Here is a 21,546-nt window from a genome sequence, read left to right on the forward strand (position 1 = left end):
TGACGTCGGGGTTGCGGCCGAGTTGACTTCCAGCCACCTCGGCCGCAACGTCGCGGCCTCGTCAGGGAGGCAACCCCACATGAACGCATTGACGCGTCGCGTCGTGATAGGCACGGCCGCGGTTTCCATGGCCCTCTCCGTCGCCGCCTGTGGCAAGGCGGGCGACAACGGCTCGGGTGACGCGAGCGGCGGCGACAGCAAGACCATCGGTCTGCTGCTGCCCGAGAACAAGACCACGCGCTACGAGACCTTCGACCGCCCGATCATCGAGGCGAAGATCAAGGCCCTGTGCTCGGACTGCGAGGTCAAGTACAACAACGCCGCGCAGGACACCGAGACGCAGAAGAAGCAGTTCGACGCGCTCGTCACGCAGGGCGTGAAGGTCATCATCCTGGACTCGGTCGACTACAAGGCCACCAAGTCCTGGATCCAGCAGGCCGAGAAGAAGGGCGTCAAGGTGGTCGCGTACGACCGCCTGGCCGAGGGCCCCATCTCCGCCTACGTGTCCTACGACAACGAGAAGATCGGCAGCCTCCAGGGCCAGGCCCTCGTCGAGGCGCTCGGTGACAAGGCGCGCGAAGCCAACGTTGTCATGATCAACGGCTCGCCGACCGACCCCAACGCCCCGCTGTTCAAGAAGGGTGCCCACGGCGTCCTGGACAGCAAGGTGAAGAAGGTCGTCTACGAGCAGGACATCCCGGACTGGTCCCCGGACGAGGCCAACAAGAAGATGGGTGCCGCCATCGACTCCCTGGGGAAGACGGGCTTCCAGGCCGTCTACTCCGCCAACGACGGCATGGCCGGCGGCATCATCACCGCCCTCAACAAGCAGGGCGTCAAGGTCCCGGTCGGCGGCCAGGACGCCGAACTCGCCGGTCTGCAGCGCATCCTGAAGGGCGACCAGGCCTTCACGATCTACAAGCAGATCAAGCCCGAGGCCGAGACCACCGCCGAGATCGCGGTCAAGCTCCTCAAGGGCGAGAAGATCGACGACCTCGTCCCGGTCAAGGTCACCAGCCTCACCGGCGAGTTCAAGGACATCCCGGCCAAGCTCTACGACGCGCAGATCGTGACCAAGGCGAACATCGCCTCCACGATCATCGCCGACAACGTCTACAAGGCGGCCGACATCTGCACCGCCGAGTACAAGGCAGCCTGCGAGGCGGCGGGCGTCAAGTAGCCCGCCCCGCTCCCCACGGAACCGGTCCGGCGCATCCCGCCCCTTTCAACGCCCCGCAAGCGGGGGCGGGGCGCCGGACTCCCTCCCTGTGGCCCGCAGTACCTCGCAGTACCTTCTCGCACCACATCCCCGCCGGTCAGGCGGCGAAGGAGATGATTCACGTGTCCGCTACGCCCGTGCTGGCGTTGCGCGGGGTCTCCAAGCGGTTCGGCGCCGTCCAGGTGCTCACCGATGTCGATCTGGAGATCCATGCCGGAGAGGTCGTCGCCCTGGTGGGCGACAACGGAGCCGGCAAGTCGACCCTCGTCAAGACGATCTCGGGTGTCCACCCGATCGACGAGGGCACCATCGAGTGGGACGGCCGCCCCGTCCAGATCACCAAGCCCCACGACTCCCAGAACCTCGGCGTCGCGACCGTCTACCAGGACCTGGCGCTCTGCGACAACCTCGACGTCGTCGCCAACCTCTTCCTCGGCAGCGAGCTCAGCTCCGCCAAGGTGCTCGACGAGATCGCCATGGAGAAGCGCGCCCGGGAGCTCCTGGACACCCTGTCCATCCGCATCCCGTCGGTCCGCATACCCGTCGCCGCCCTCTCCGGCGGCCAGCGTCAGGTCGTGGCCATCGCCCGCGCCCTGATCGGCGACCCGAAGATCGTCATCCTGGACGAGCCCACCGCCGCCCTCGGCGTCGAGCAGACCGCACAGGTACTCGACCTGGTCGAGCGGCTGCGCGAGCGCGGTCACGGCGTCATCCTCATCAGCCACAACATGGCCGACGTCCGCGCCGTCGCCGACAAGGTCGCCGTGCTCCGCCTCGGCCGCAACAACGGTGTCTTCGACGTCGAGGACACCACCCACGAGACGATCATCGCCGCCATCACCGGTGCCACGGACAACGCGGTGACCCGTCGGCAGGCTCGCAAGGCCGACACCGCCGAGAAGGGGGACGCCAAGTGAGCGACCTCGCCAAGACCCCCGAGACCGACACCGCCGACACCGCCGCGGCTCCCGAGGCCTCCGTCGAGGGCTCCGCGGCCCCCGTCCCGGCCGTCGACCCCCGCCTGCTCGTCCGCGAGGAGGGCATCAAGGGCTACTGGACCGAGTTCACCCGCAAGATCCGCGGCGGCGAGCTCGGCTCCCTCCCGGTCATCCTGGGCCTGATCGTCATCGCGGTCGTCTTCCAGCTCCAGAACAGCAACTTCCTGTCCGCGAGCTCGGTCGCCAACGTCGCGGTGTACGCCTCCGGCCTCGGCATCATGGCCGTCGGCATCGTCTTCGTCCTCGTCCTCGGCGAGATCGACCTGTCGATGGGCTCCGTCGCCGGCGTCGGCGCCGCCGTCTGGGCCGGCCTCCAGGTCAGCAACGGCATGAACGAGTGGCTGTCCATCGTCCTCGCGGTGCTCGCCGGCACCGTCATCGGTGCGCTGCACGGCTTCTTCTTCGCCAAGATCGGCGTCCCCGCCTTCGTGGTCACCCTGGCCGGCTTCCTCGGCTGGATGGGCTTCCAGGAGTGGCTGATGGGCGGCGAGGGCTCCATCAACACGCCGTCCGGCAGCGTGGTGGAGAACCTCACCAACTACTTCTTCGCCGACAAGATCGCCGCCTACGGCCTCGCCCTGGTCGCCGTCGCCGCGTACCTGTTCTCGCTGCTGCGCGACAGCAGCCGCCGCAAGGCCGCCCAGCTGCCGGCCCGCCCGGTCAGCGAGATCGTGCTGCGCACCGTCGTCGTCGCGGTCCTCGTCCTGCTCGTCGCGTACGTGATGAACGAGCCCGCCGGCGCCCGTGGCCTGCCGCTCGCCCTGGTGCTCTTCCTGGCCGTCCTGGTGCTCGCCGACTTCGTCGCCCGCCGTACCCTGTTCGGCCGCAAGGTCTTCGCGGTCGGCGGCAACGCCGAGGCGGCCCGCCGCGCCGGCATCAACGTCGACCGGGTCCGCATCGCCGTCTTCGCGACCTCCGGCACCCTCGCCGCCTTCGGCGGCCTGTTCATCGCGAGCCTCTCCGGCGGCGCGACCAAGAGCCTCGGCGGCGGCAACACGCTGATGCTGGTCATCGCCGCGGCCGTGATCGGCGGCACGAGCCTCTTCGGCGGCCGCGGCAAGGTCTGGTCCGCGCTCCTGGGCATGATCGTGATCCAGTCGATCCAGCAGGGTCTGAACATGATCGGCATGTCCAACGCGATCCAGAACATGATCACCGGCGCGGTGCTGCTCGCCGCCGTCGTGATCGACTCGGTCTCCCGCCGTACGCAGAAGACCGCCGGCCGCGCGTAACGCTCACCACAGTCCGCCCGGCGCCGAGAACCGGCGCCGGGCGCTGCTGCGTCCGGACCAGTGACCTCCCCAGGGGTCATCGGCGTGTCGGCCGGGGGAGTGACGCTGAACCCACGGCCCGATGCCCACGATCCAAGACGGAACATTAGACTCGACAAATCGGCAAGCTCGACCAGCTCAAACGCAAGGAGGCACGGGTGGCTCTGCTGACCCGTATCAGGGGACCGCGAGATCTGGACCGGCTCTCCTCGGAACAGCTGGACCAGCTGGCCGAAGAGATCAGGTCGTTCCTCGTGGACGCCGTCTCCAAGACCGGCGGGCACCTCGGCCCCAACCTCGGCGTGGTCGAGCTGACCATCGCCCTGCACCGCGTCTTCGACTCGCCCAAGGACAAGGTCCTGTGGGACACCGGCCACCAGAGCTACGTGCACAAGCTGCTCACCGGCCGGCAGGACTTCTCCAAGCTCAAGATGAAGGGCGGCCTGTCCGGCTACCCCTCGCAGGCCGAGTCCGAGCACGACGTCATCGAGAACTCGCACGCCTCGACCGTCCTCGGCTGGGCCGACGGCCTGGCCAAGGCCAACGAGGTCCTGCGCAAGGACGACCACGTCGTCGCCGTCATCGGCGACGGCGCCCTCACCGGCGGCATGGCCTGGGAGGCGCTGAACAACATCGCCGCCGCCAAGGACCGCCCGCTCGTCATCGTCGTCAACGACAACGAGCGCTCCTACGCCCCCACCATCGGCGGCCTCGCCAACCACCTGGCGACCCTGCGCACCACCGACGGCTACGAGCGCTTCCTGGCCCGTGGCAAGGACATCCTGGAGCGCACCCCCGTCGTCGGGAAGCCGCTGTACGAGACCCTGCACGGCGCCAAGAAGGGCCTGAAGGACTTCATCGCCCCCCAGGGCATGTTCGAGGACCTCGGCCTGAAGTACGTGGGCCCCATCGACGGCCACGACATCGAGGCCCTGGAGTCCGCCCTCACCCGCGCCAAGCGCTTCGGCGGCCCGGTCATCGTGCACTGCCTCACCGAGAAGGGCCGCGGCTACCAGCCCGCCCTCCAGGACGAGGCCGACCGCTTCCACGCCGTCGGCAAGATCCACCCCGACACCGGTCTGCCGATCGCGTCCTCCGGCGCCGACTGGACGGGCGTCTTCGCCCAGGAGATGGTCGAGCTCGGCAAGGAGCGCGAGGACATCGTCGCGATCACCGCGGCCATGCTCCAGCCCGTCGGCCTCGACAAGTTCGCCAAGGCCTTCCCCGAGCGAGTGTTCGACGTCGGCATCGCCGAGCAGCACGCCGCGGTCTCCGCGGCCGGCCTCGCCACCGGCGGCCTGCACCCGGTCTTCGCGGTCTACGCGACCTTCCTCAACCGCGCCTTCGACCAGGTCCTGATGGACGTGGCCCTGCACAAGTGCGGCGTCACCTTCGTCCTGGACCGGGCCGGCGTCACCGGCACCGACGGCGCCTCCCACAACGGCATGTGGGACATGTCGATCCTCCAGGTGGTGCCCGGCCTGCGGCTCGCCGCACCGCGCGACGCCGACCAGGTCCGCGCCCAGCTGCGCGAGGCCGTCGAGGTCACCGACGCGCCCACCGTGGTCCGCTTCTCCAAGGGCGCCGTCGGCCCCGCCGTACCGGCCCTGCGCCGCGTCGGAGGCATGGACGTGCTGCGTGAGCCGGGCTCCGACAAGCCCGACGTGCTGCTGGTCTCCGTGGGCGCCCTGGCGCCCATGTGCCTGGAGATCGCCGGCCTGCTCGACCGGCAGGGCATCTCCACCACCGTCGTCGACCCGCGCTGGGTCAAGCCGGTCGACGAGGCCCTCGCCCCGCTCGCCGAGCAGCACCGCGTGGTCGTCACCGTCGAGGACAACAGCCGGGTCGGCGGCGTCGGCTCGGCCGTCGCCCAGGCGCTGCGCGATGCCGGAGTGGACGTGCCGCTGCGTGACTTCGGCATCCCGCCGCGCTTCCTCGACCACGCCTCCCGCGGCGAGGTCATGGCCGAGATCGGGCTGACCGCGCCGGACATCGCGCGCCAGGTCACCGGTCTGGTCTCGCGTCTGGACGGCAGGTTCGAGAGCAGCACCCAGGCCGTGGAGCCCGCCCGCGACTGATCGCGGCGGACCCGAGTCGGTAACACCGCGTCACCTTTGGGCCGGTCGGACCACCCTTACGGGTGCCGACCGGCCCTTTCGCGTGCATTCTGGGCTGAAGGCGGGCAGCCCCTTTGCCAGGAGGTGCGACGGTGAGTACGGACCAACAACCACGCGCGAATTCCGGAATGTTCCGGACCAAGACGGTCGAGCAGTCGATCCGCGACACGGAGGAGCCGGAGCACGCGCTCAAGAAATCCCTCTCCGCGTGGGATCTGACGGTCTTCGGCGTCGGCGTCATCATCGGCACCGGCATCTTCGTCCTCACCGGCAAGGTCGCCAAGGAGAACGCGGGCCCGGCCACCGCGCTCGCCTTCGTGGCCGCCGGCATCGTCTGCGCCCTCGCGGCCCTGTGCTACGCGGAGTTCGCCTCGACCGTGCCGGTCGCGGGATCGGCGTACACCTTCGCGTACGCCTCCATCGGCGAGCTGCCGGCCTGGATCATCGGCTGGGACCTCGTCCTGGAGTTCGCGCTCGGCACCGCCGTCGTCGCCGTCGGCTGGTCGGGCTACGTCCGCTCCCTCATGGACAACATCGGCTGGCATCTACCGGCTGCGCTCGAAGGCCCGGACGTCGCCGGCGGCACCTTCGACATCCTCGCGTTCATCCTGGTCCTGGTGTTGACCGCGATCCTCGTCCTCGGGATGAAGCTGTCCGCCCGGATCACCGCCATCGTCGTCGCCATCAAGGTGACCGTGGTGATGATCGTGATCGTCGCGGGCCTGTTCTTCATCGTCGGCGACAACTACAAGCCGTTCATCCCGCCGGCCGTGTCCCCACCGGGTGGCGGTTCCAACTGGGACTCCCCGATGGTCCAGCTGATCTTCGGCTACGAGCCCACCAACTTCGGCGTCATGGGCATCTTCACGGCCGCCTCCGTCGTGTTCTTCGCCTTCATCGGCTTCGACGTCGTCGCGACCGCGGCCGAGGAGACCAAGCTCCCGCAGCGCGACATGCCCCGCGGCATCCTCGGCTCGCTGCTCATCTGCACCGTGCTCTACGTGGCGGTGGCCCTCGTCGTCACCGGAATGCAGCACTACACCGAACTGTCCGTCAGCGCCCCGCTGGCCGACGCCTTCAAGGCCGTGGGACACCCGTTCTACGCGGGCGTCATCAGCTTCGGCGCCGCCGTCGGCCTCACCACGGTCTGCCTGATCCTGCTGCTCGGCCAGACCCGGGTCTTCTTCGCGATGAGCCGCGACGGACTGCTGCCCCGCTTCTTCTCGGTGACGCACCCGAGGTTCAAGACCCCCTACCGGCCGACCATCCTGCTCGGTGTGATCATCGCGATCGTGTCCGGCTTCACCAGCATCAACGAGCTCGCCACCCTGGTGAACATCGGCACCCTCTTCGCCTTCGTCATGGTCGCCGCCGGCGTGATCGTCCTGCGCCGCTCCCGCCCCGACCTGCACCGCGCCTTCCGCACCCCCTGGGTGCCGGTGCTGCCGATCCTCTCCATCGCCGCCTCGCTCTGGCTGATGCTCAACCTGCCGGGCGAGACCTGGTTCCGCTTCGCGGTCTGGATGGTCATCGGCATCGTCGTCTACTTCCTGTACGGAAGGAAGAACAGCCGCCTCGGCAAGATGGGTCAGGACGCCACCTACTAGACCGCGTCGTCACGGCAGCGCCCGCGGGCCCACACAGCTCGCGCCCGCCTCCGCCACCCGCCGGCGCAGCTTATGGTCGGCCGTGACCACCAGGCACGGCCGGCCGGCCGCGTTCCGGGCCAGCTCCACGATCAGGTCGTCCCCGCTGCCGGGGGCCTCCTCGACCCGTACCCCGGGCACCGGCGCCACGCCCCGGGCCCGGCCCTCCACGACGAGCACGATCTCGTACGGCCCGCCCTCGGGCCCGCCCCGCTCGGCCAGCCGGTCCCGCAGCCGCTCGGCGGCCGCACGCCGGTCCTTCCACCACCCGTCCGGCACCGACCCGACCACGTTGGCACCGTCCACGATCAGAAGATCCATGCCCCCAGCATGACGGCCCCGGCACCACCAGGGTGCCGGGGCCGTTCACACGTACGGGTCGTTCGCGAAGCGTTACGCGGGGACGCTCGCCACGCCCTGCGCGAGGAACCGCTTGCCGTTGACGCGCTCGGAGACGCCCTCACGGTCCAGGTACGGCGTGATGCCGCCCAGGTGGAAGGGCCAGCCCGCGCCCGTGATCAGGCAGAGGTCGATGTCCTGCGCCTCGGCGACGACACCCTCCTCCAGCATCAGGCCGATCTCCTGCGCCACCGCGTCCAGGACGCGCATGCGGGCCTGCTCCTCGGTCAGGACGACGTCGCCCTGCTTCAGGAGCGCGGCGACCTCGGGGTCGAGCTCCGGCTTGAAGCCGTTCTCGGCGTTGTAGACGTAGAAGCCGCGCTTGCCGGCCTCGACGACGGCCTTCAGGTTGGGGGAGACCGTGAAGCGCTCCGGGAAGGCGCGGTTCAGGGTCTCGGAGACGTGCAGACCGATCGCCGGGCCGACGAGCTCCAGGAGGACCAGCGGCGACATCGGCAGACCCAGCGGCTCGACCGCCTTCTCCGCCGTGGCCACCGGGGTGCCCTCGTCGATGATGTTCTGGATCTCGCCCATGAAGCGGGTGAGGATGCGGTTCACGACGAACGCCGGGGCGTCCTTGGTGAGGACCGCGGTCTTCTTCAGCTTCTTCGCGACACCGAAGGCGGTGGCCAGCGAGGCGTCGTCCGTCTGCTCGCCGCGGACGATCTCCAGGAGCGGGAGGATCGCGACCGGGTTGAAGAAGTGGAAGCCGACCACGCGCTCGGGGTGCTTCAGCTTCGAGGCCATCTCGGAGACCGACAGCGAGGAGGTGTTGGTGGCGAGGATCGCGTGCGCCGGGGCGACCGCCTCGACCTCCGCGAACACCTTCTGCTTGACCGACATCTCCTCGAACACGGCCTCGATGACGAAGTCCGCGTCCGCGAAGCCCGCGGCCTTGTCCAGGACACCGGAGACCAGGCCCTTGAGGCGGTTGGCCTTGTCCTGGTTGATACGGCCCTTGCCGAGCAGCTTCTCGATCTCGCCGTGGACGTAGCCCACGCCCTTGTCGACGCGCTCCTGGTCGATGTCGGTCAGGACGACCGGCACCTCGAGGCGGCGCAGGAACAGCAGGGCGAGCTGGGAGGCCATCAGACCGGCGCCGACGACACCGACCTTGGTGACCGGGCGGGCGAGCGACTTGTCCGGCGCACCGGCCGGCCGCTTGCCGCGCTTCTGCACCAGGTTGAAGGCGTAGATGCCGGAGCGGAGCTCGCCGCCCATGATCAGGTCCGCGAGGGCCTGGTCCTCGGCGTCGAAGCCCTTCTGCAGGTCGCCGTCCTTGGCGGCCTCGATGATGTCGAGGGCGCGGTAGGCGGCGGGGGCGGCGCCGTGCACCTTGGAGTCGGCGACGAGACGGCCCTTGGCGACGGCCTGGTCCCAGGCCTCGCCGCGGTCGATCTCCGGGCGCTCGACGGTGACGGAGCCGTTGAGGACGGACGCCGTCCAGATCAGCGACTGCTCGAGGAAGTCCGCGCCCTCGAAGATCGCGTCGGCGATGCCGAGCTCGAAGACCTGCTTGCCCTTGAGCTGGCGGTTCTGGTTCAGCGAGTTCTCGATGATGACCGAGACGGCCTTCTCCGCGCCGATCAGGTTCGGCAGGATCGCGCAGCCGCCCCAGCCGGGCACCAGGCCGAGGAAGACCTCGGGCAGCGAGAAGGCGGGCAGGGCCTTGGAGACGGTGCGGTAGGTGCAGTGCAGACCGACCTCGACACCGCCGCCCATCGCCGCGCCGTTGTAGTAGGCGAAGGTGGGCACGGCCAGGCCGGACAGACGCTTGAAGACGTCGTGGCCGCCCTTGCCGATGGCGAGCGCGTCGGAGTGCTGCTTCAGCAGCTCGACGCCCTTGAGGTCCGCGCCGACGGCGAAGATGAACGGCTTGCCGGTGATGCCGGCGCCGACGATCTCACCGTTCGCGGCCTCGGCCTCGACCTGGTCGATCGCCGTGTTGAGGTTGGCGAGCGACTGCGGGCCGAAGGTGGTCGGCTTGGTGTGGTCGAAGCCGTTGTCCAGCGTGATCAGCGCGAACCGGCCCGCACCCGCGGGGAGTTCGAAGTGCCGTACGTGGGCCGAGGTGACGACCTCGTCGGGGAAGAGCTCGGCGGCGCCCTTCAGAAGCTCTGCGGTGGTGCTCACTTGCTGCCTCCGGCGTCCTTGTGGTTCGGGTTCTCCCAGATGACCGTGGCGCCCATGCCGAAGCCGACGCACATGGTGGTGAGGCCGTAGCGGACCTCCGGCTGCTCCTCGAACTGGCGGGCCAGCTGCGTCATCAGACGGACGCCGGAGGAGGCGAGCGGGTGGCCGTACGCGATGGCGCCGCCGTACTGGTTGACGCGTGCGTCGTCGTCGGCGATGCCGTAGTGCTCCAGGAACGCGAGGACCTGGACGGCGAAGGCCTCGTTGATCTCGAAGAGACCGATGTCCGAGATGGACAGACCGGCCTTGGCCAGCGCCTTCTCGGTGGCCGGGATCGGGCCGTAGCCCATGACCTCGGGCTCGACGCCGGCGAAGGCGTACGAGACGAGGCGCATCTTGACCGGGAGGTTGTTCTCGCGGGCGAAGTCCTCGGAGGCGATGATCGAGGCGGTGGCGCCGTCGTTCAGGCCGGCCGCGTTGCCCGCGGTGACGTTGCCGTGGACGCGGAACGGCGTCTTCAGGTTCGCCAGCGACTCCAGCGTGGTGCCCGGGCGCATCGGCTCGTCGGCGGTGACCAGGCCCCAGCCGGTCTCCCCGCCCTCGGGGGAGGTGCGGCGGACCGAGATCGGCACCAGGTCCTGCTGGATCTTGCCGTCGGCGTACGCCTTGGCGGCCTTCTCCTGCGAACGCACGGCGTACTCGTCGGCGCGCTGCTTGGTGATGGACGGGTAGCGGTCGTGCAGGTTCTCGGCGGTCATGCCCATGAACAGGGCGGACTCGTCGACGAGCTTCTCCGACACGAAGCGCGGGTTCGGGTCGACGCCCTCGCCCATGGGGTGGCGGCCCATGTGCTCGACACCACCGGCGATGACGGCGTCGTACGCGCCGAAGGCGATCGAACCGGCGGTCGCGGTCACGGCGGTGAGCGCGCCGGCGCACATGCGGTCGATGGAGTAGCCGGGCACGGACTGCGGCAGACCGGCGAGGATGCCGGCGGTACGGCCGAGGGTCAGGCCCTGGTCGCCGATCTGCGTGGTCGCGGCGATGGCGACCTCGTCGATCTGGGCGGGGTCGAGGCCGGGGTTGCGGCGCAGCAGCTCCCGGATGGCCTTGACGACGAGGTCGTCGGCGCGGGTCTCGTGGTAGATGCCCTTCGGGCCCGCCTTGCCGAACGGGGTACGGACGCCGTCGACGAAGACGACGTCCCTGACGGTACGAGGCACGATGGCTCTCCTCCAGGGTGCGGGGTGGCACTGCTGCGCGGGCGCGCTGCCCGGCACGCGGCTAAGCGCGCGCTTGCTCCCCCCATGCTACTTGCGAGTAACCAGACTGCCCAGTCCCCCCGCCCCAAGCGGCGAAGGTCACACCGGCCGACGGGGCCTCGGCGGGGGTCAGCGGCCCGGCAGCGGCCCGCGCCCGTCCATCGCCGCGGCCATCGGGGCTGAGCTGCGCAGCACGTCGCGGAAGAAGGACGCCCGCCGCACGCCCAGGCCGCGCAGGGCGGGCCCGTGGTCGTACGCGACGACCAGCGCGGCTCCGGCCAGCAGGGCGCGCCAGCCGGTGGTGGCGGCGTACCGGCCCGGTGCGGGCAGCGCGGCGAGGCTCTCGCGCAGCCGGCGGCAGTGGAAGGGGACGTGCCGTTCCTCGTCGGCGAGGATCCGGCCGGCGACCTCGGCGGTCAGCCGGTCGCCCGCGCCGTCGCGCAGGGCGCGGTAGTACCGCAGGGCCACCACCTCGGCCACCATCAGGACGAGGAGTTCGAGGCGCAGCCCGAGAAGCCGGCGCAGGCGTACGAAGGCGGCGTCGCTCCAGTGGCCGCAGAGCGTCTCGGCGCCGGCCGCCGACAGGAGCAGGGCCAGCATCCGGGCGTGGTTCTGCTCCTCGGCGACGAAGAGCGCGACCGCCTCCGCGTAGGCCGGGTCGCCCGCGGCGGCGGCCTTCGCCCGGAGCTCGACCCCGTCGCCGTCCTCGCCGACCTGGAAGCGCTGGATGCTCCGTACGAGCGCGGCCGGGAGCTCGGCCCCCTGCGCCCAGACGGGATCTCCGAGGGCGGCGCGGCGCTCCCGCTCGGCGGTGAAGTCGTCGACCCAGTCCGCGTACCCGTTCGCGCTCTGGCTTTCGATTCCGTTTCCGTCCACGTTTTTGATCACGTTCAGGAAGCTATGACTTCTTGAACGTGATCAAAAGCTCTGTGACGGGGCGGTGACGGAACCGCGACACGGGTACGACGGAGCCCCTGGCAGCTGCCAGGGGCTCCGCTCGGCGTGGGCGCGGGGGCTCAGGCCTCCGCCGCCAGCGCCTCCACGAGCAGCGGGGTCACGAGCTCCACCTGCCAGGGGCGGGCGCCGTAGCCGGTGAGGGCGGTGGCGACCGTCTCCGGGGTGGCCGGGGCCGGCGGCTCCCAGCAGACCCGGCGGACCGTGTCCGGCGTGATCAGGTTCTCCTGAGGCAGGTTCAGCTCCTCCGCGAGCGCCGACACCGCGGCGCGGGCCGCGGAGAGCCGGGCCGCGGCCGCCGGGTCCTTGTCCGCCCAGGCGCGCGGCGGCGGCGGGCCCGCCAGCGGCTGGCCCGGCTGCGGCAGCTCCGCCTCCGGCAGGGCCTTCGCCCGGTCCACGGCGGCCTGCCACTGCTCCAGCTGGCGCTTGCCGATCCGCTGGCCGAAGCCGGGCAGCGCCGACAGCGCGCCCGCGTTCGGCGGCAGCGCCAGGGCCGCCTCCACGATCGCCGCGTCGCTCAGCACCTTGCCGGGTGAGACGTCACGCCGCTGGGCCACCCGGTCACGGGCCGTCCACAGCTCCCGTACGACCGCCATCTGACGGCGCCGGCGCACCTTGTGCATCCCGGACGTGCGGCGCCAGGGGTCCTTGCGCGGCGGTGCGGGCGGGGCGGAGGCGATGGCGTCGAACTCCTGGAGCGCCCAGCCCAGCTTCCCCTGCCGGTCCAGCTCCTTCTCCAGGGCGTCGCGCAGGTCCACGAGCAGCTCGACGTCCAGGGCCGCGTACCGCAGCCACGGCTCGGGCAGCGGACGGGTGGACCAGTCGACGGCCGAGTGGCCCTTCTCCAGGGCGTAGCCCAGGACCGACTCGACCATCGCGCCGAGGCCGACCCGCGGGAACCCGGCCAGCCGTCCGGCGAGCTCGGTGTCGAAGAGCCGCGTCGGCACCATGCCTATGTCCCGCAGGCACGGCAGGTCCTGGGTCGCGGCGTGCAGGATCCACTCGGTGCCGGCGAGCGCCTCGCCGAGGCCGGACAGATCGGGGCAGCCCACCGGGTCGATCAGCGCGGTGCCCGCGCCATCGCGGCGGAGCTGGACGAGATAGGCGCGCTGCCCGTAGCGGTAGCCGGAGGCCCGCTCGGCGTCGACGGCGACGGGTCCGCGGCCCGCGGCGAAGGCGGCGATGACCTCGGCGAGCGCGTCCTCGCTCGCCACGACGGGCGGAATGCCCTCGCGCGGTTCGAGCAGCGGGATCGGCAGCCCATGCGCAGGGACGTCGTCGTCCGAGGGGGCGCCCCCGGTGGTTCGCAGTGCGGTGTCGCTTGCGGTGTCTTGGGCGTCGGTCACCTGTCAAGGGTATCCGTCAATCGGCACATGACTGTCGACGAAACCGGCGGATCCCCGGGAAGGCGGGATGCGCCGGAACGTTCCGTCGACAGTCACGTGCCGATTGTCGAAGCCTCAGAGCTCCGGGCCGCTCAGTGGATGATCCCGGTACGCAGGGCGACGGCGACCATGCCGGCCCGGTCACCGGTGCCCAGCTTGCGGGCGATGCGGGCGAGGTGGCTCTTCACGGTGAGCGCCGACAGGCCCATGGAGACGCCGATCGCCTTGTTGGACTGGCCCTCGGCGACCAGCCGCAGCACCTCGACCTCACGGCCGGAGAGCTCGCGGTAGCCGCCCGGGTGGCTCGGGGCACCCGGGGGGCGGCGGTGGCCGAGGCGGGCGGCCGCGGAGCCGATCGGGGCGGCGCCGGGGCGGGTGGGGTGGCCGATGTTCGTGCGGGTGCCGGTGACGACGTAACCCTTGACGCCGCCGGCCAGCGCGTTGCGGACGGCGCCGATGTCGTCGGCGGCGGACAGGGCGAGGCCGTTGGGCCAGCCCGCGGCGCGGGTCTCGGACAGCAGGGTGAGCCCGCTGCCGTCGGGGAGATGGACGTCGGCCACGCAGATGTCACGTGGGTTGCCGACGCGGGGACGGGCCTCCGCGATGGACGACGCCTCGATGACGTCGCGCACCCCGAGCGCCCACAGGTGGCGGGTGACGGTGGAGCGGACGCGCGGGTCGGCCACGACGACCATGGCCGTCGGCTTGTTCGGGCGGTAGGCGACCAGGCTTGCGGGCTGCTCGAGGAGAACGGACACCAGGCCTCCTGGGGGGAAGGTGCGGGACGGAGCCGGCTCGGGGAAGAAGCCGGGGGCGAACCCGTGCTTTGAAGGGGTCATTGACTCCTTCGGCAGCTGGGTCGCCCGCCTTTAGGGAAAGATCACGATTTGGTGAGTAATAATTCGGGCAATTCGGACGCGTGATCGATCATCGTACGAGCCGCGCGGCCCGCAGCGCCAAACCTGTCCGGAAATCGACCTCACCGGCCGCTGCGGCGGCTTACGGCTGCTGCGGCCCCCGCCGCTGCGGGAGCGAGACGACCCCCGCGCCCGACGTGGTCCCCGCGCCGGGATCGGTGGGCGAGGGCGGCAGACCGGCGATCTGGCACAACAGGTCGCACCAGGCCGCCAGGTGCGTCCCCGTGTCCGGCACCCCGGCCGGACCCTCCCGGGGCGTCCACGAGGCCCGGATCTCGATCTGGGTGGCGGGCCGCCGCTCCGCGAGCCCCCCGAAGTAGTGCGAGCCCGCCATGGTGACGGTGCCGCTCGCCTCCCCGTACGCCAGGTCGCGCGCCTCGAGGGCTCCGGTCAGCCAGGACCAGCAGACCTCCGGCAGCAGGGGGTCCGCGGCCATCTCCGGCTCCAGCTCCGCCCGTACCAGCGTCACGAGCCGGAAGTCGCCCTTCCAGGCCTCGTGCCCGGCGGGGTCGTGCAGCAGCACCAGACGCCCGTCCGCCAGGTCCTCCTCGCCCTCCACGACGGCAGCCTCCAGGGCGTACGCGTACGGGGCGAGCCGCTGCGGCGGCCGCGTCGGATCGACCTCGATCTCCGGCCGCAGCTTGACCGTGCGCAGCCCCTCGACCGCCCGCCGGAACGCGGGAGGCGCCGGGTTCGTCTCCGTGGGGTCCACCCTGTCGCCCGCCGTCTTCTCCGTCCCTCGATTGCCGTCGGAATGATCGGAAGAATGTCCCTGAGCCGCAGCCATGCGGGGAAGAGTAGGCGGAACGGGGCCCTTGCGCAGGGAGGGACACCCGGGCCGGGTGAGCGGCTTCTCGCCACATGCGAAGATTCTGGTCGTGAGCGCCAACGACCGCCCGACGGGCCAGCAGACGAAGCACCAGCCGCAGACGTACGACTCCGCGTTCCTGAAGGCGTGCCGGCGCGAGGCCGTGCCGCACACGCCGGTTTGGTTCATGCGGCAGGCCGGCAGGTCCCTGCCCGAGTACCTGAAGGTCCGCGAGGGCATCCCCATGCTCGAGTCGTGCATGCGGCCCGAGCTGGTCACCGAGATCACCCTGCAGCCCGTGCGCCGCCACAAGGTCGACGCGGCGATCTACTTCAGCGACATCGTGGTCCCGCTGAAGGCCATCGGCATCGACCTCGACATCAAGCCCGGTGTCGGTCCCGTCGTCGCCGACCCGATCCGCACCCGCGCCGACCTGGCCCGGCTGCGCGACCTGACCCCCGAGGACGTCTCGTACGTCACGGAGGCCATCGGGATGCTCACCGGCGAGCTGGGCGCCACCCCGCTGATCGGTTTCGCGGGTGCGCCGTTCACCCTCGCGAGCTACCTCGTCGAGGGCGGTCCGTCCCGCAACCACGAGCACACCAAGGCGCTCATGTACGGCGACCCGCAGCTGTGGGCCGACCTCCTCGACCGCCTCGCCGACATCACCTCGGCCTTCCTCAAGGTCCAGATCGAGGCCGGTGCCTCCGCGGTGCAGCTCTTCGACTCCTGGGTGGGCGCCCTGGCCCCGGCCGACTACCGCCGCTCGGTGATGCCGTCCTCCGTGAAGGTCTTCGACGCGGTCGCCTCGTACGGCGTGCCCCGCATCCACTTCGGCGTCGGCACGGGCGAGCTGCTCGGCCTCATGGGTGAGGCGGGCGCGGACGTGGTGGGCGTCGACTGGCGCGTCCCGCTCGACGAGGCCGCCCGCCGGGTCGGCCCCGGCAAGGCGCTCCAGGGCAACCTCGACCCGGCCGTGCTGTTCTCCTCGCGGGAGGCCGTGGAGGCCAAGACGGACGAGGTCCTGGCCGCCGCGGCAGGCCTGGAGGGTCATGTCTTCAACCTCGGCCACGGGGTGCTGCCGACCACCGACCCGGACACGCTGACCCGCCTGGTCGACTACGTGCACACGCGGACGGCCCGCTGACCCGCGGCACCGTCCCGCCCGGGCGCCGCGCGCGGATCGCGGCACCCGGCGGGCGTGCGGGTCTAGCCTTCGCAGCCGGTGGGCTGGTTGCCGGAGGCGACCCGGCAGAAGTCGACGCCGGGCCCGCCGTTGACGGTGCCGCCGTTGGGGCCGGTGCGGATGAAGTCGCTCCCGTTGTCGCCGGCGACGATGCCGCCCGGCGCGACGTTGGAGTCGACCTGGATGTAGTCGCTGCCGTCGCCGCCGCTCACGAGGCCGCTGACGGGACCGCCGATCACGATGTAGTCACCGCCGCCGAGGCCGTTGACCGAGTCGAGCGCGCCGGGGCCGCCGCAGCGGATGACGTCGGGACCGGGAGTCCCGGTGACGGCGGTGCCGCTGACGGCGACTCCGTTGACCATGCAGAACACGGTCGCGTGGGCGGGCGTCGCCGTCAGGGCGACCGGGGCTATGACGAGTGTGGCGGCGCACAGCGCGCGCAAGGTGTGTCGGATCATGCGATCAGTGACGCATGGTGTTCGAACGCTCGCAAACCGTCACCAGGCGCCGTCCTCCGCTCGGGTCAGCCCGCCGCCCGAACGGCCGCCATCGCCTTGCGCGCGGCGACCAGGACCGGGTCCCACACCGGCGAGAACGGCGGCGCGTAGCCCAGGTCGAGCGCCGTCATCTGCTCCACCGTCATCCCCGCCGTGAGCGCCACCGCCGCGATGTCCACCCGCTTGCCCGCGCCCTCACGGCCCACGATCTGCACCCCGAGCAGCCGCCCGGTACGACGCTCCGCCAGCATCTTCACCGTCATGAGCGCCGCCCCCGGGTAGTAGCCCGCCCGGCTCGTCGACTCCACCGTCACCGCCACGTACTGCAGCCCCACCGCCCGGGCGTCCTTCTCCCGCAGACCCGTCCTGGCGATCTCCAGGTCGCAGACCTTCGACACCGCCGTACCGACCACGCCGGGGAAGGTCGCGTAGCCGCCGCCCACGTTGGAACCGATCACCTGGCCGTGCTTGTTGGCGTGGGTGCCGAGCGGCACATGGCGCTCCCGCCCCGACACCAGGTCGAGGACCTCCACGCAGTCACCGCCCGCCCAGATGTTCGCGTGCCCGCGCACCCGCATCGACAGGTCCGTGAGCAGACCGTCGTACGTGCCCAGCGGCAGCCCCGCCGACCGCGCCAGCGAGGTCTCCGGCACCACCCCCATGCCGAGCACCACCACGTCCGCCGGGTACTCGCCCTCGTCCGTCGCCGCCGCGCGGACCCGGCCGTCCTCGCCGGTGAGGATCTTCGTCACCGGCGAGGAGCCGACCGTCGTGATCCCCAGGCCGTCCATCGCCCGGTGCACCAGGCGCCCCATGTCCGGGTCGAGCGTCGCCATCGGCTGCTCGCCCCGGTTCAGGACCGTCACCTCGAAACCCCGGCCGAGCAGCGCCTCCGCCATCTCGACGCCGATGTACCCGGCGCCCACGACCACCGCCCGCCGGCCTCGCGCGTGGGTCAGCGAGTCGAGCAGCGCCTGCCCGTCGTCCAGGGTCTGCACCCCGTGCACGCCCGGAGCGTCGATCCCCGGCAGCGGCGGGCGCAGCGGCCGGGCGCCGGTCGCGATCACCAGCTTGTCGAAGCCGGTCCACTCCTCCGCGCCCGACTCCAGGTCCCGGGTGAGCACCCGCTGCCGGTCCACGTCGAGGGCGGTCACCTCGGTCCGCATCCGCAGGTCGATGTCCCGCGCCCGGTGCTCCTCGGGGCTCCGGGCGATCAGCTCGTCGCGGACGGCCACGTCGCCGCCGACCCAGTACGGGATGCCGCAGGCCGAGTACGAACTGAAGTGCCCCCGCTCGAAGGCGACGATCTCCAACTCCCCGGGCCCCTTGAGCCTGCGCGCCTGCGACGCGGCCGACATGCCCGCCGCGTCGCCGCCGATGACCACCAGTCGTTCGCTCATACGAACACGCTACGACGGGCGGTCGTTCAGGGGGTCGCCTTCACGTCGCCCGCCGCCTCTGCCTGCTGGACGGCTCCGGCCGGGGCGGCCTCACCGCCCTCCGGCCTCGTACCCGCCCCCCGCCGCGGCCGGATCACCCACCGCCACACCGCGTACAGCAGGGCCACCACCGCCAGCCACGGCGCGACCGCGGCGAGCACGACGAGCGCCCAGGCCAGCGCCCCCACCAGCGCGTCCCAGCCGCCGCCGAGCGCGTCGAGGAAACCGGGCCGGCCCTCGCCGGCCGCGGCCTGCCCCGTCTCCTGCTCCGTCAGCTCCAAGGTGATCGTCGCCAGCGTCGTGCGGTCCTTCAGCGCCGCCTGCTGGGCGAGCAGCGACTCCAGGTCCGCCTGACGGCGGCTCAGCTCCCCTTCGAGGGTGACCACGTCGCTCAGCCGCTCCGCCCGGTCCATCAGCGCCCGCACCCGCGCCACGCTCGCCCGCTGGGTGGCGATCCGGCTCTCCACGTCCACCACCTGCGCGGTGACGTCCTTGGCGTCCGCCTTGCGGGACAACAGCTTCCCCGTGCCCGCCAGTTCGGCGAGGACGGAGTTGTACCGCTCCTGCGGGACGCGCAGCACCAGACGCGAGGTGACGTGCGTGTCGTCCATGCGCTCGGTCGACTCGTTCTCGACGTGGCCGCCCGCGTTCGCCGTCACGCGGCGGGCCGTGGCCTGCGCACGGCCCGCGTCCGCGACCTCGACGACCAGCTCGGCGGCACGGATGACGTGCTGCTGCTGTGCCGGGGCCCGCGGCGGTGTGTCCGGCTGCCGGCCGGAGGCGGTCGCCCCGCTCTCCGTGCCCTTCGCGTCGGCCGCGGCCTCCGGGCCGCCGTAGCCGGGCTTCGCCGCGCTCGTGGCGGCCTTGCCGTCGCCGGCCTGGGTGCCGCCGCCCGCTCCCGCGCAGCCGGTCAGCACCAGCGTGGCGGTCAGCAGCGCCCCCGCCGCGGTCGTTCGCACTCTCCGCATCCGGTCCCCCCAAGGTGGTGGTGTCGTCACGCCCCTTGGACGCCGGCGTGGGGGAGCGGGTTTCGGTCCGGCGGTAGCGAAGCGGTCACGGTCCGGCCTCGGATCGGGGGCGCGTGGGCGATTTGAGAGAGTGGTCCCATGAACGCGAACGCGCAGCCCACGGGCGGACCGGACGTCGTCGTCGTCGGAGGCGGCATCGCCGGCCTGGCCGCCGCCCACCGCCTCGTCACGGCGGGCGCCCGGGTCACCCTTCTTGAAGGCGGCGACCGGCTCGGCGGCAAGCTCCTCACCGGCGAGATCGCCGGGGCCCCCGTCGACCTCGGCGCCGAGTCGCTGCTCGCCCGCCGCCCCGAGGCCGTCGCGCTCGCCGAGGAGGTCGGCCTCGCCGACCGGCTGCAGCCCCCCGCCACCACCACCGCCTCCGTCTGGTCCCGCGGCGAGCTGCTGCCCATGCCCAAGGGCCACGTCATGGGCGTCCCGGCCGACGCCGGCGCCGTCGAGGGGCTGCTCTCCGCGGAGGGCGTCCGCCGGGTCGGCCGCGACCTGGAACTCCCGCCGACCGAGATCGGCGAGGACATCGCCATCGGCGCGTACGTCGCCGAGCGCATGGGACACGAGGTCGTCGACCGGCTCGTCGAACCCCTCCTCGGCGGGGTCTACGCGGGCGACGCGTACCGCATCTCCATGAAGGCCGCCGTCCCCAAGCTCCTCGACGCCGCCCGCACCCACCCGACCCTCGCGCAGGCCGTCCGCGCCGTCCAGCGGGCCGGCGCCGCCACCCCGAGCGACGCCGCGGGCGCCGCCACCGGCCTCGGCGGCACCGCCTTCGCCGGCATCAGCGGCGGCATCGGCACCCTGCCCGGCGCGGTCGCCGACGCGATCCGCGCCGCGGGCGGCGGGGTCCTCACCCGCACGCCGGTCACGGAGCTGCGCCGCACCGGCCCGCAGGGCTGGCGGATCGTCACCCCCGACCGGGTCCTGACGGCCGACGCCGTCGTCCTCGCCACCCCCGCCGGGCCGGCCGCCGCCCTCCTCGCCGGCACCGCGCCCGCTGCGGCTGCTGAGCTCGGCGCGGTCGAGTACGCCTCGATGGCCCTGGTCACCCTCGCCTTCCGGCGCGCCGACGTGCCGGGCCTGCCCGGCTCCGGCTTCCTCGTCCCGCCCGTCGACGGCCACACCATCAAGGCCTCCACCTTCTCCAGCCGGAAGTGGCGCTGGGTCGCCGACGCCGCGCCCGACCTCTTCGTGCTCCGCACCTCCGTCGGCCGGCACGGCGAGGAGGCGCAGGTGCACCGCGAGGACGCCGACCTCGTCGACGTCTCCCTCAAGGACCTCGCCGCCGCCACCGGCCTTTCCGCCCGCCCCGTCGCCTCCACCGTGACCCGCTGGATCGGGGGACTGCCGCAGTACCCGGTCGGTCACCTCGCCCGGGTGGACCGCGTCCGCGCCGCCGTCGCCGCCCTGCCCGGGCTGCGCCTCGCGGGCGCCGCGTACGAGGGCGTCGGCATCCCCGCGTGCATCGCCTCGGGCCGGCGCGCCGCCGACGAGATCATCGCCACGTCGAAAACAGCCGACCCTGGTGCCGGGCACTGTCCGTGACGGGCGAGAATAGGCGTATGAGTGCGCCCGAAAAGATCCCGAACGCCGGTAAGAAGGCGAAGGACCTCAACGAGGTCATCCGCTACACCCTGTGGTCTGTCTTCAAGCTGCGCGACGTTCTCCCCGAGGACCGCGGCGGCTACGCCGACGAGGTCCAGGAGCTGTTCGATCAGCTCGCCGCCAAGGACATCACGATCCGCGGCACGTACGACCTGTCCGGTCTGCGCGCCGACGCCGACGTCATGATCTGGTGGCACGCCGAGACGAGCGACGAGCTCCAGGAGGCGTACAACCTCTTCCGCCGCACCAAGCTGGGCCGCGCCCTGGAGCCGGTCTGGTCGAACATGGCGCTGCACCGCCCGGCCGAGTTCAACAAGTCGCACATCCCGGCCTTCCTGGCCGACGAGACCCCGCGCGACTACGTCTCGGTCTACCCCTTCGTGCGCTCCTACGACTGGTACCTGCTGCCGGACGAGGACCGCCGCCGGATGCTCGCGGACCACGGCAAGATGGCCCGCGGCTACCCGGACGTGCGCGCCAACACGGTCGCCTCCTTCTCGCTCGGCGACTACGAGTGGCTCCTAGCCTTCGAGGCCGACGAGCTGCACCGGATCGTCGACCTGATGCGCCACCTGCGCGCCTCCGAGGCGCGGATGCACGTCCGCGAAGAGGTGCCGTTCTACACCGGCCGCCGCAAGAGCGTCGCGGACCTGGTGGCCGGCCTGGCCTGACGGCCCGGCCCACCGAA

18 protein-coding genes are annotated in these 21,546 nt (G+C 71.8%); 8 read left to right on the forward strand and 10 right to left on the reverse strand.

The features are described 5' to 3' along the window. Positions 1–79: 79 nt before the first annotated feature. The 5 genes from ACIGEZ_RS15905 to ACIGEZ_RS15925 all read left to right on the forward strand — a co-directional run bounded on the left by ACIGEZ_RS15905 (position 80) and on the right by ACIGEZ_RS15925 (position 7,212). Entirely contained in the window at positions 80–1,180 is a 1,101-nt protein-coding gene (locus tag ACIGEZ_RS15905; protein ID WP_399831164.1) for a sugar ABC transporter substrate-binding protein, read from the forward strand. Between the two features lie 152 nt (positions 1,181–1,332). Next, on the forward strand, positions 1,333–2,136 hold the full coding sequence (locus ACIGEZ_RS15910) for an ATP-binding cassette domain-containing protein (RefSeq protein ID WP_399831167.1): 804 nt from the start codon (positions 1,333–1,335) through the stop codon (positions 2,134–2,136). Next, the gene (locus tag ACIGEZ_RS15915; protein WP_399831169.1) at positions 2,133–3,449 is read left to right on the forward strand and encodes a sugar ABC transporter permease; all 1,317 of its coding nucleotides are present in this window, start codon (positions 2,133–2,135) and stop codon (positions 3,447–3,449) included. The genes ACIGEZ_RS15910 and ACIGEZ_RS15915 overlap by 4 nt, the downstream gene beginning before the upstream one ends. Before the next feature lie 197 nt (positions 3,450–3,646). Then, the gene (dxs, locus tag ACIGEZ_RS15920; RefSeq protein WP_399831172.1) at positions 3,647–5,566 is read left to right on the forward strand and encodes a 1-deoxy-D-xylulose-5-phosphate synthase; all 1,920 of its coding nucleotides are present in this window, start codon (positions 3,647–3,649) and stop codon (positions 5,564–5,566) included. A 167-nt stretch (positions 5,567–5,733) separates the two neighbouring features. Then, the gene (locus tag ACIGEZ_RS15925; RefSeq protein ID WP_399831174.1) at positions 5,734–7,212 is read left to right on the forward strand and encodes an amino acid permease; all 1,479 of its coding nucleotides are present in this window, start codon (positions 5,734–5,736) and stop codon (positions 7,210–7,212) included. A 9-nt stretch (positions 7,213–7,221) separates the two neighbouring features. On the opposite strand, the gene ACIGEZ_RS15930 is transcribed toward ACIGEZ_RS15925, so the two are convergent. The 7 genes from ACIGEZ_RS15930 to ACIGEZ_RS15960 all read right to left on the reverse strand — a co-directional run bounded on the left by ACIGEZ_RS15930 (position 7,222) and on the right by ACIGEZ_RS15960 (position 15,088). Next, positions 7,222–7,572 (reverse strand): NTP pyrophosphohydrolase, encoded by a 351-nt coding sequence (locus tag ACIGEZ_RS15930; RefSeq protein WP_399831176.1) that lies wholly within the window; start codon positions 7,570–7,572, stop codon positions 7,222–7,224. Positions 7,573–7,644: 72 nt separating this feature from the next. Next, entirely contained in the window at positions 7,645–9,783 is a 2,139-nt protein-coding gene (locus tag ACIGEZ_RS15935) for a 3-hydroxyacyl-CoA dehydrogenase NAD-binding domain-containing protein (RefSeq protein WP_399831179.1), read from the reverse strand. Further along, on the reverse strand, positions 9,780–11,006 hold the full coding sequence (locus tag ACIGEZ_RS15940) for a thiolase family protein (protein ID WP_399831182.1): 1,227 nt from the start codon (positions 11,004–11,006) through the stop codon (positions 9,780–9,782). Before ACIGEZ_RS15940 ends, ACIGEZ_RS15935 begins: the two co-directional genes overlap by 4 nt. A 168-nt stretch (positions 11,007–11,174) precedes the next feature. Then, positions 11,175–11,933: a ferritin-like domain-containing protein gene (locus ACIGEZ_RS15945; protein WP_399831185.1), complete on the reverse strand. Its 759-nt coding sequence runs from the start codon at positions 11,931–11,933 to the stop codon at positions 11,175–11,177. A 128-nt stretch (positions 11,934–12,061) separates the two neighbouring features. Continuing rightward, the gene (locus ACIGEZ_RS15950; RefSeq protein ID WP_399831188.1) at positions 12,062–13,345 is read right to left on the reverse strand and encodes an HRDC domain-containing protein; all 1,284 of its coding nucleotides are present in this window, start codon (positions 13,343–13,345) and stop codon (positions 12,062–12,064) included. Between the two features lie 131 nt (positions 13,346–13,476). Beyond that, positions 13,477–14,142: a response regulator transcription factor gene (locus tag ACIGEZ_RS15955; RefSeq protein ID WP_017242457.1), complete on the reverse strand. Its 666-nt coding sequence runs from the start codon at positions 14,140–14,142 to the stop codon at positions 13,477–13,479. 241 nt (positions 14,143–14,383) lie between these two features. Further along, the gene (locus ACIGEZ_RS15960) at positions 14,384–15,088 is read right to left on the reverse strand and encodes a DUF3000 domain-containing protein (protein WP_399831191.1); all 705 of its coding nucleotides are present in this window, start codon (positions 15,086–15,088) and stop codon (positions 14,384–14,386) included. A gap of 91 nt (positions 15,089–15,179) precedes the next feature. Between ACIGEZ_RS15960 and hemE the strand changes: the two genes are divergently transcribed. Then, positions 15,180–16,256, forward strand: coding sequence for a uroporphyrinogen decarboxylase (gene hemE, locus ACIGEZ_RS15965; protein WP_399831194.1), 1,077 nt, complete (start codon positions 15,180–15,182; stop codon positions 16,254–16,256). A 62-nt stretch (positions 16,257–16,318) separates the two neighbouring features. On the opposite strand, the gene ACIGEZ_RS15970 is transcribed toward hemE, so the two are convergent. The 3 genes from ACIGEZ_RS15970 to ACIGEZ_RS15980 all read right to left on the reverse strand — a co-directional run bounded on the left by ACIGEZ_RS15970 (position 16,319) and on the right by ACIGEZ_RS15980 (position 19,199). Continuing rightward, the gene (locus tag ACIGEZ_RS15970) at positions 16,319–16,753 is read right to left on the reverse strand and encodes a hypothetical protein (RefSeq protein WP_399831197.1); all 435 of its coding nucleotides are present in this window, start codon (positions 16,751–16,753) and stop codon (positions 16,319–16,321) included. A gap of 65 nt (positions 16,754–16,818) precedes the next feature. Continuing rightward, positions 16,819–18,192 (reverse strand): FAD-dependent oxidoreductase, encoded by a 1,374-nt coding sequence (locus tag ACIGEZ_RS15975; protein ID WP_399831199.1) that lies wholly within the window; start codon positions 18,190–18,192, stop codon positions 16,819–16,821. A gap of 26 nt (positions 18,193–18,218) precedes the next feature. Beyond that, positions 18,219–19,199: a DUF4349 domain-containing protein gene (locus tag ACIGEZ_RS15980; RefSeq protein ID WP_399831202.1), complete on the reverse strand. Its 981-nt coding sequence runs from the start codon at positions 19,197–19,199 to the stop codon at positions 18,219–18,221. 138 nt (positions 19,200–19,337) lie between these two features. On the opposite strand from ACIGEZ_RS15980, the gene hemG reads away from it, so the two are divergent. Further along, on the forward strand, positions 19,338–20,798 hold the full coding sequence (hemG, locus tag ACIGEZ_RS15985) for a protoporphyrinogen oxidase (RefSeq protein ID WP_399831206.1): 1,461 nt from the start codon (positions 19,338–19,340) through the stop codon (positions 20,796–20,798). Between the two features lie 17 nt (positions 20,799–20,815). Then, positions 20,816–21,529, forward strand: coding sequence for a hydrogen peroxide-dependent heme synthase (hemQ, locus tag ACIGEZ_RS15990; RefSeq protein WP_399831209.1), 714 nt, complete (start codon positions 20,816–20,818; stop codon positions 21,527–21,529). Positions 21,530–21,546 lie beyond the last annotated feature (17 nt).

The sequence above is a fragment of the Streptomyces sp. NPDC085481 genome, assembly GCF_044541845.1.
Classification (GTDB): domain Bacteria; phylum Actinomycetota; class Actinomycetes; order Streptomycetales; family Streptomycetaceae; genus Streptomyces.

What these genes read in the sequence shown, in the direction of transcription:
- ACIGEZ_RS15960 (WP_399831191.1), bottom strand. Translation starts at nt 15,088, where the DNA reads ATGGCTGCGGCTCAGGGACATTCTTCCGATCATTCCGACGGCAATCGA.
- ACIGEZ_RS15970 (WP_399831197.1), bottom strand. Translation starts at nt 16,753, where the DNA reads ATGATCCGACACACCTTGCGCGCGCTGTGCGCCGCCACACTCGTCATA.
- ACIGEZ_RS15975 (WP_399831199.1), bottom strand. Translation starts at nt 18,192, where the DNA reads ATGAGCGAACGACTGGTGGTCATCGGCGGCGACGCGGCGGGCATGTCG.
- hemQ (WP_399831209.1), top strand. Translation starts at nt 20,816, where the DNA reads ATGAGTGCGCCCGAAAAGATCCCGAACGCCGGTAAGAAGGCGAAGGAC.
- ACIGEZ_RS15930 (WP_399831176.1), bottom strand. Translation starts at nt 7,572, where the DNA reads ATGGATCTTCTGATCGTGGACGGTGCCAACGTGGTCGGGTCGGTGCCG.
- ACIGEZ_RS15925 (WP_399831174.1), top strand. Translation starts at nt 5,734, where the DNA reads ATGTTCCGGACCAAGACGGTCGAGCAGTCGATCCGCGACACGGAGGAG.
- ACIGEZ_RS15910 (WP_399831167.1), top strand. Translation starts at nt 1,333, where the DNA reads ATGATTCACGTGTCCGCTACGCCCGTGCTGGCGTTGCGCGGGGTCTCC.
- ACIGEZ_RS15980 (WP_399831202.1), bottom strand. Translation starts at nt 19,199, where the DNA reads ATGCGGAGAGTGCGAACGACCGCGGCGGGGGCGCTGCTGACCGCCACG.
- hemG (WP_399831206.1), top strand. Translation starts at nt 19,338, where the DNA reads ATGAACGCGAACGCGCAGCCCACGGGCGGACCGGACGTCGTCGTCGTC.
- ACIGEZ_RS15905 (WP_399831164.1), top strand. Translation starts at nt 80, where the DNA reads ATGAACGCATTGACGCGTCGCGTCGTGATAGGCACGGCCGCGGTTTCC.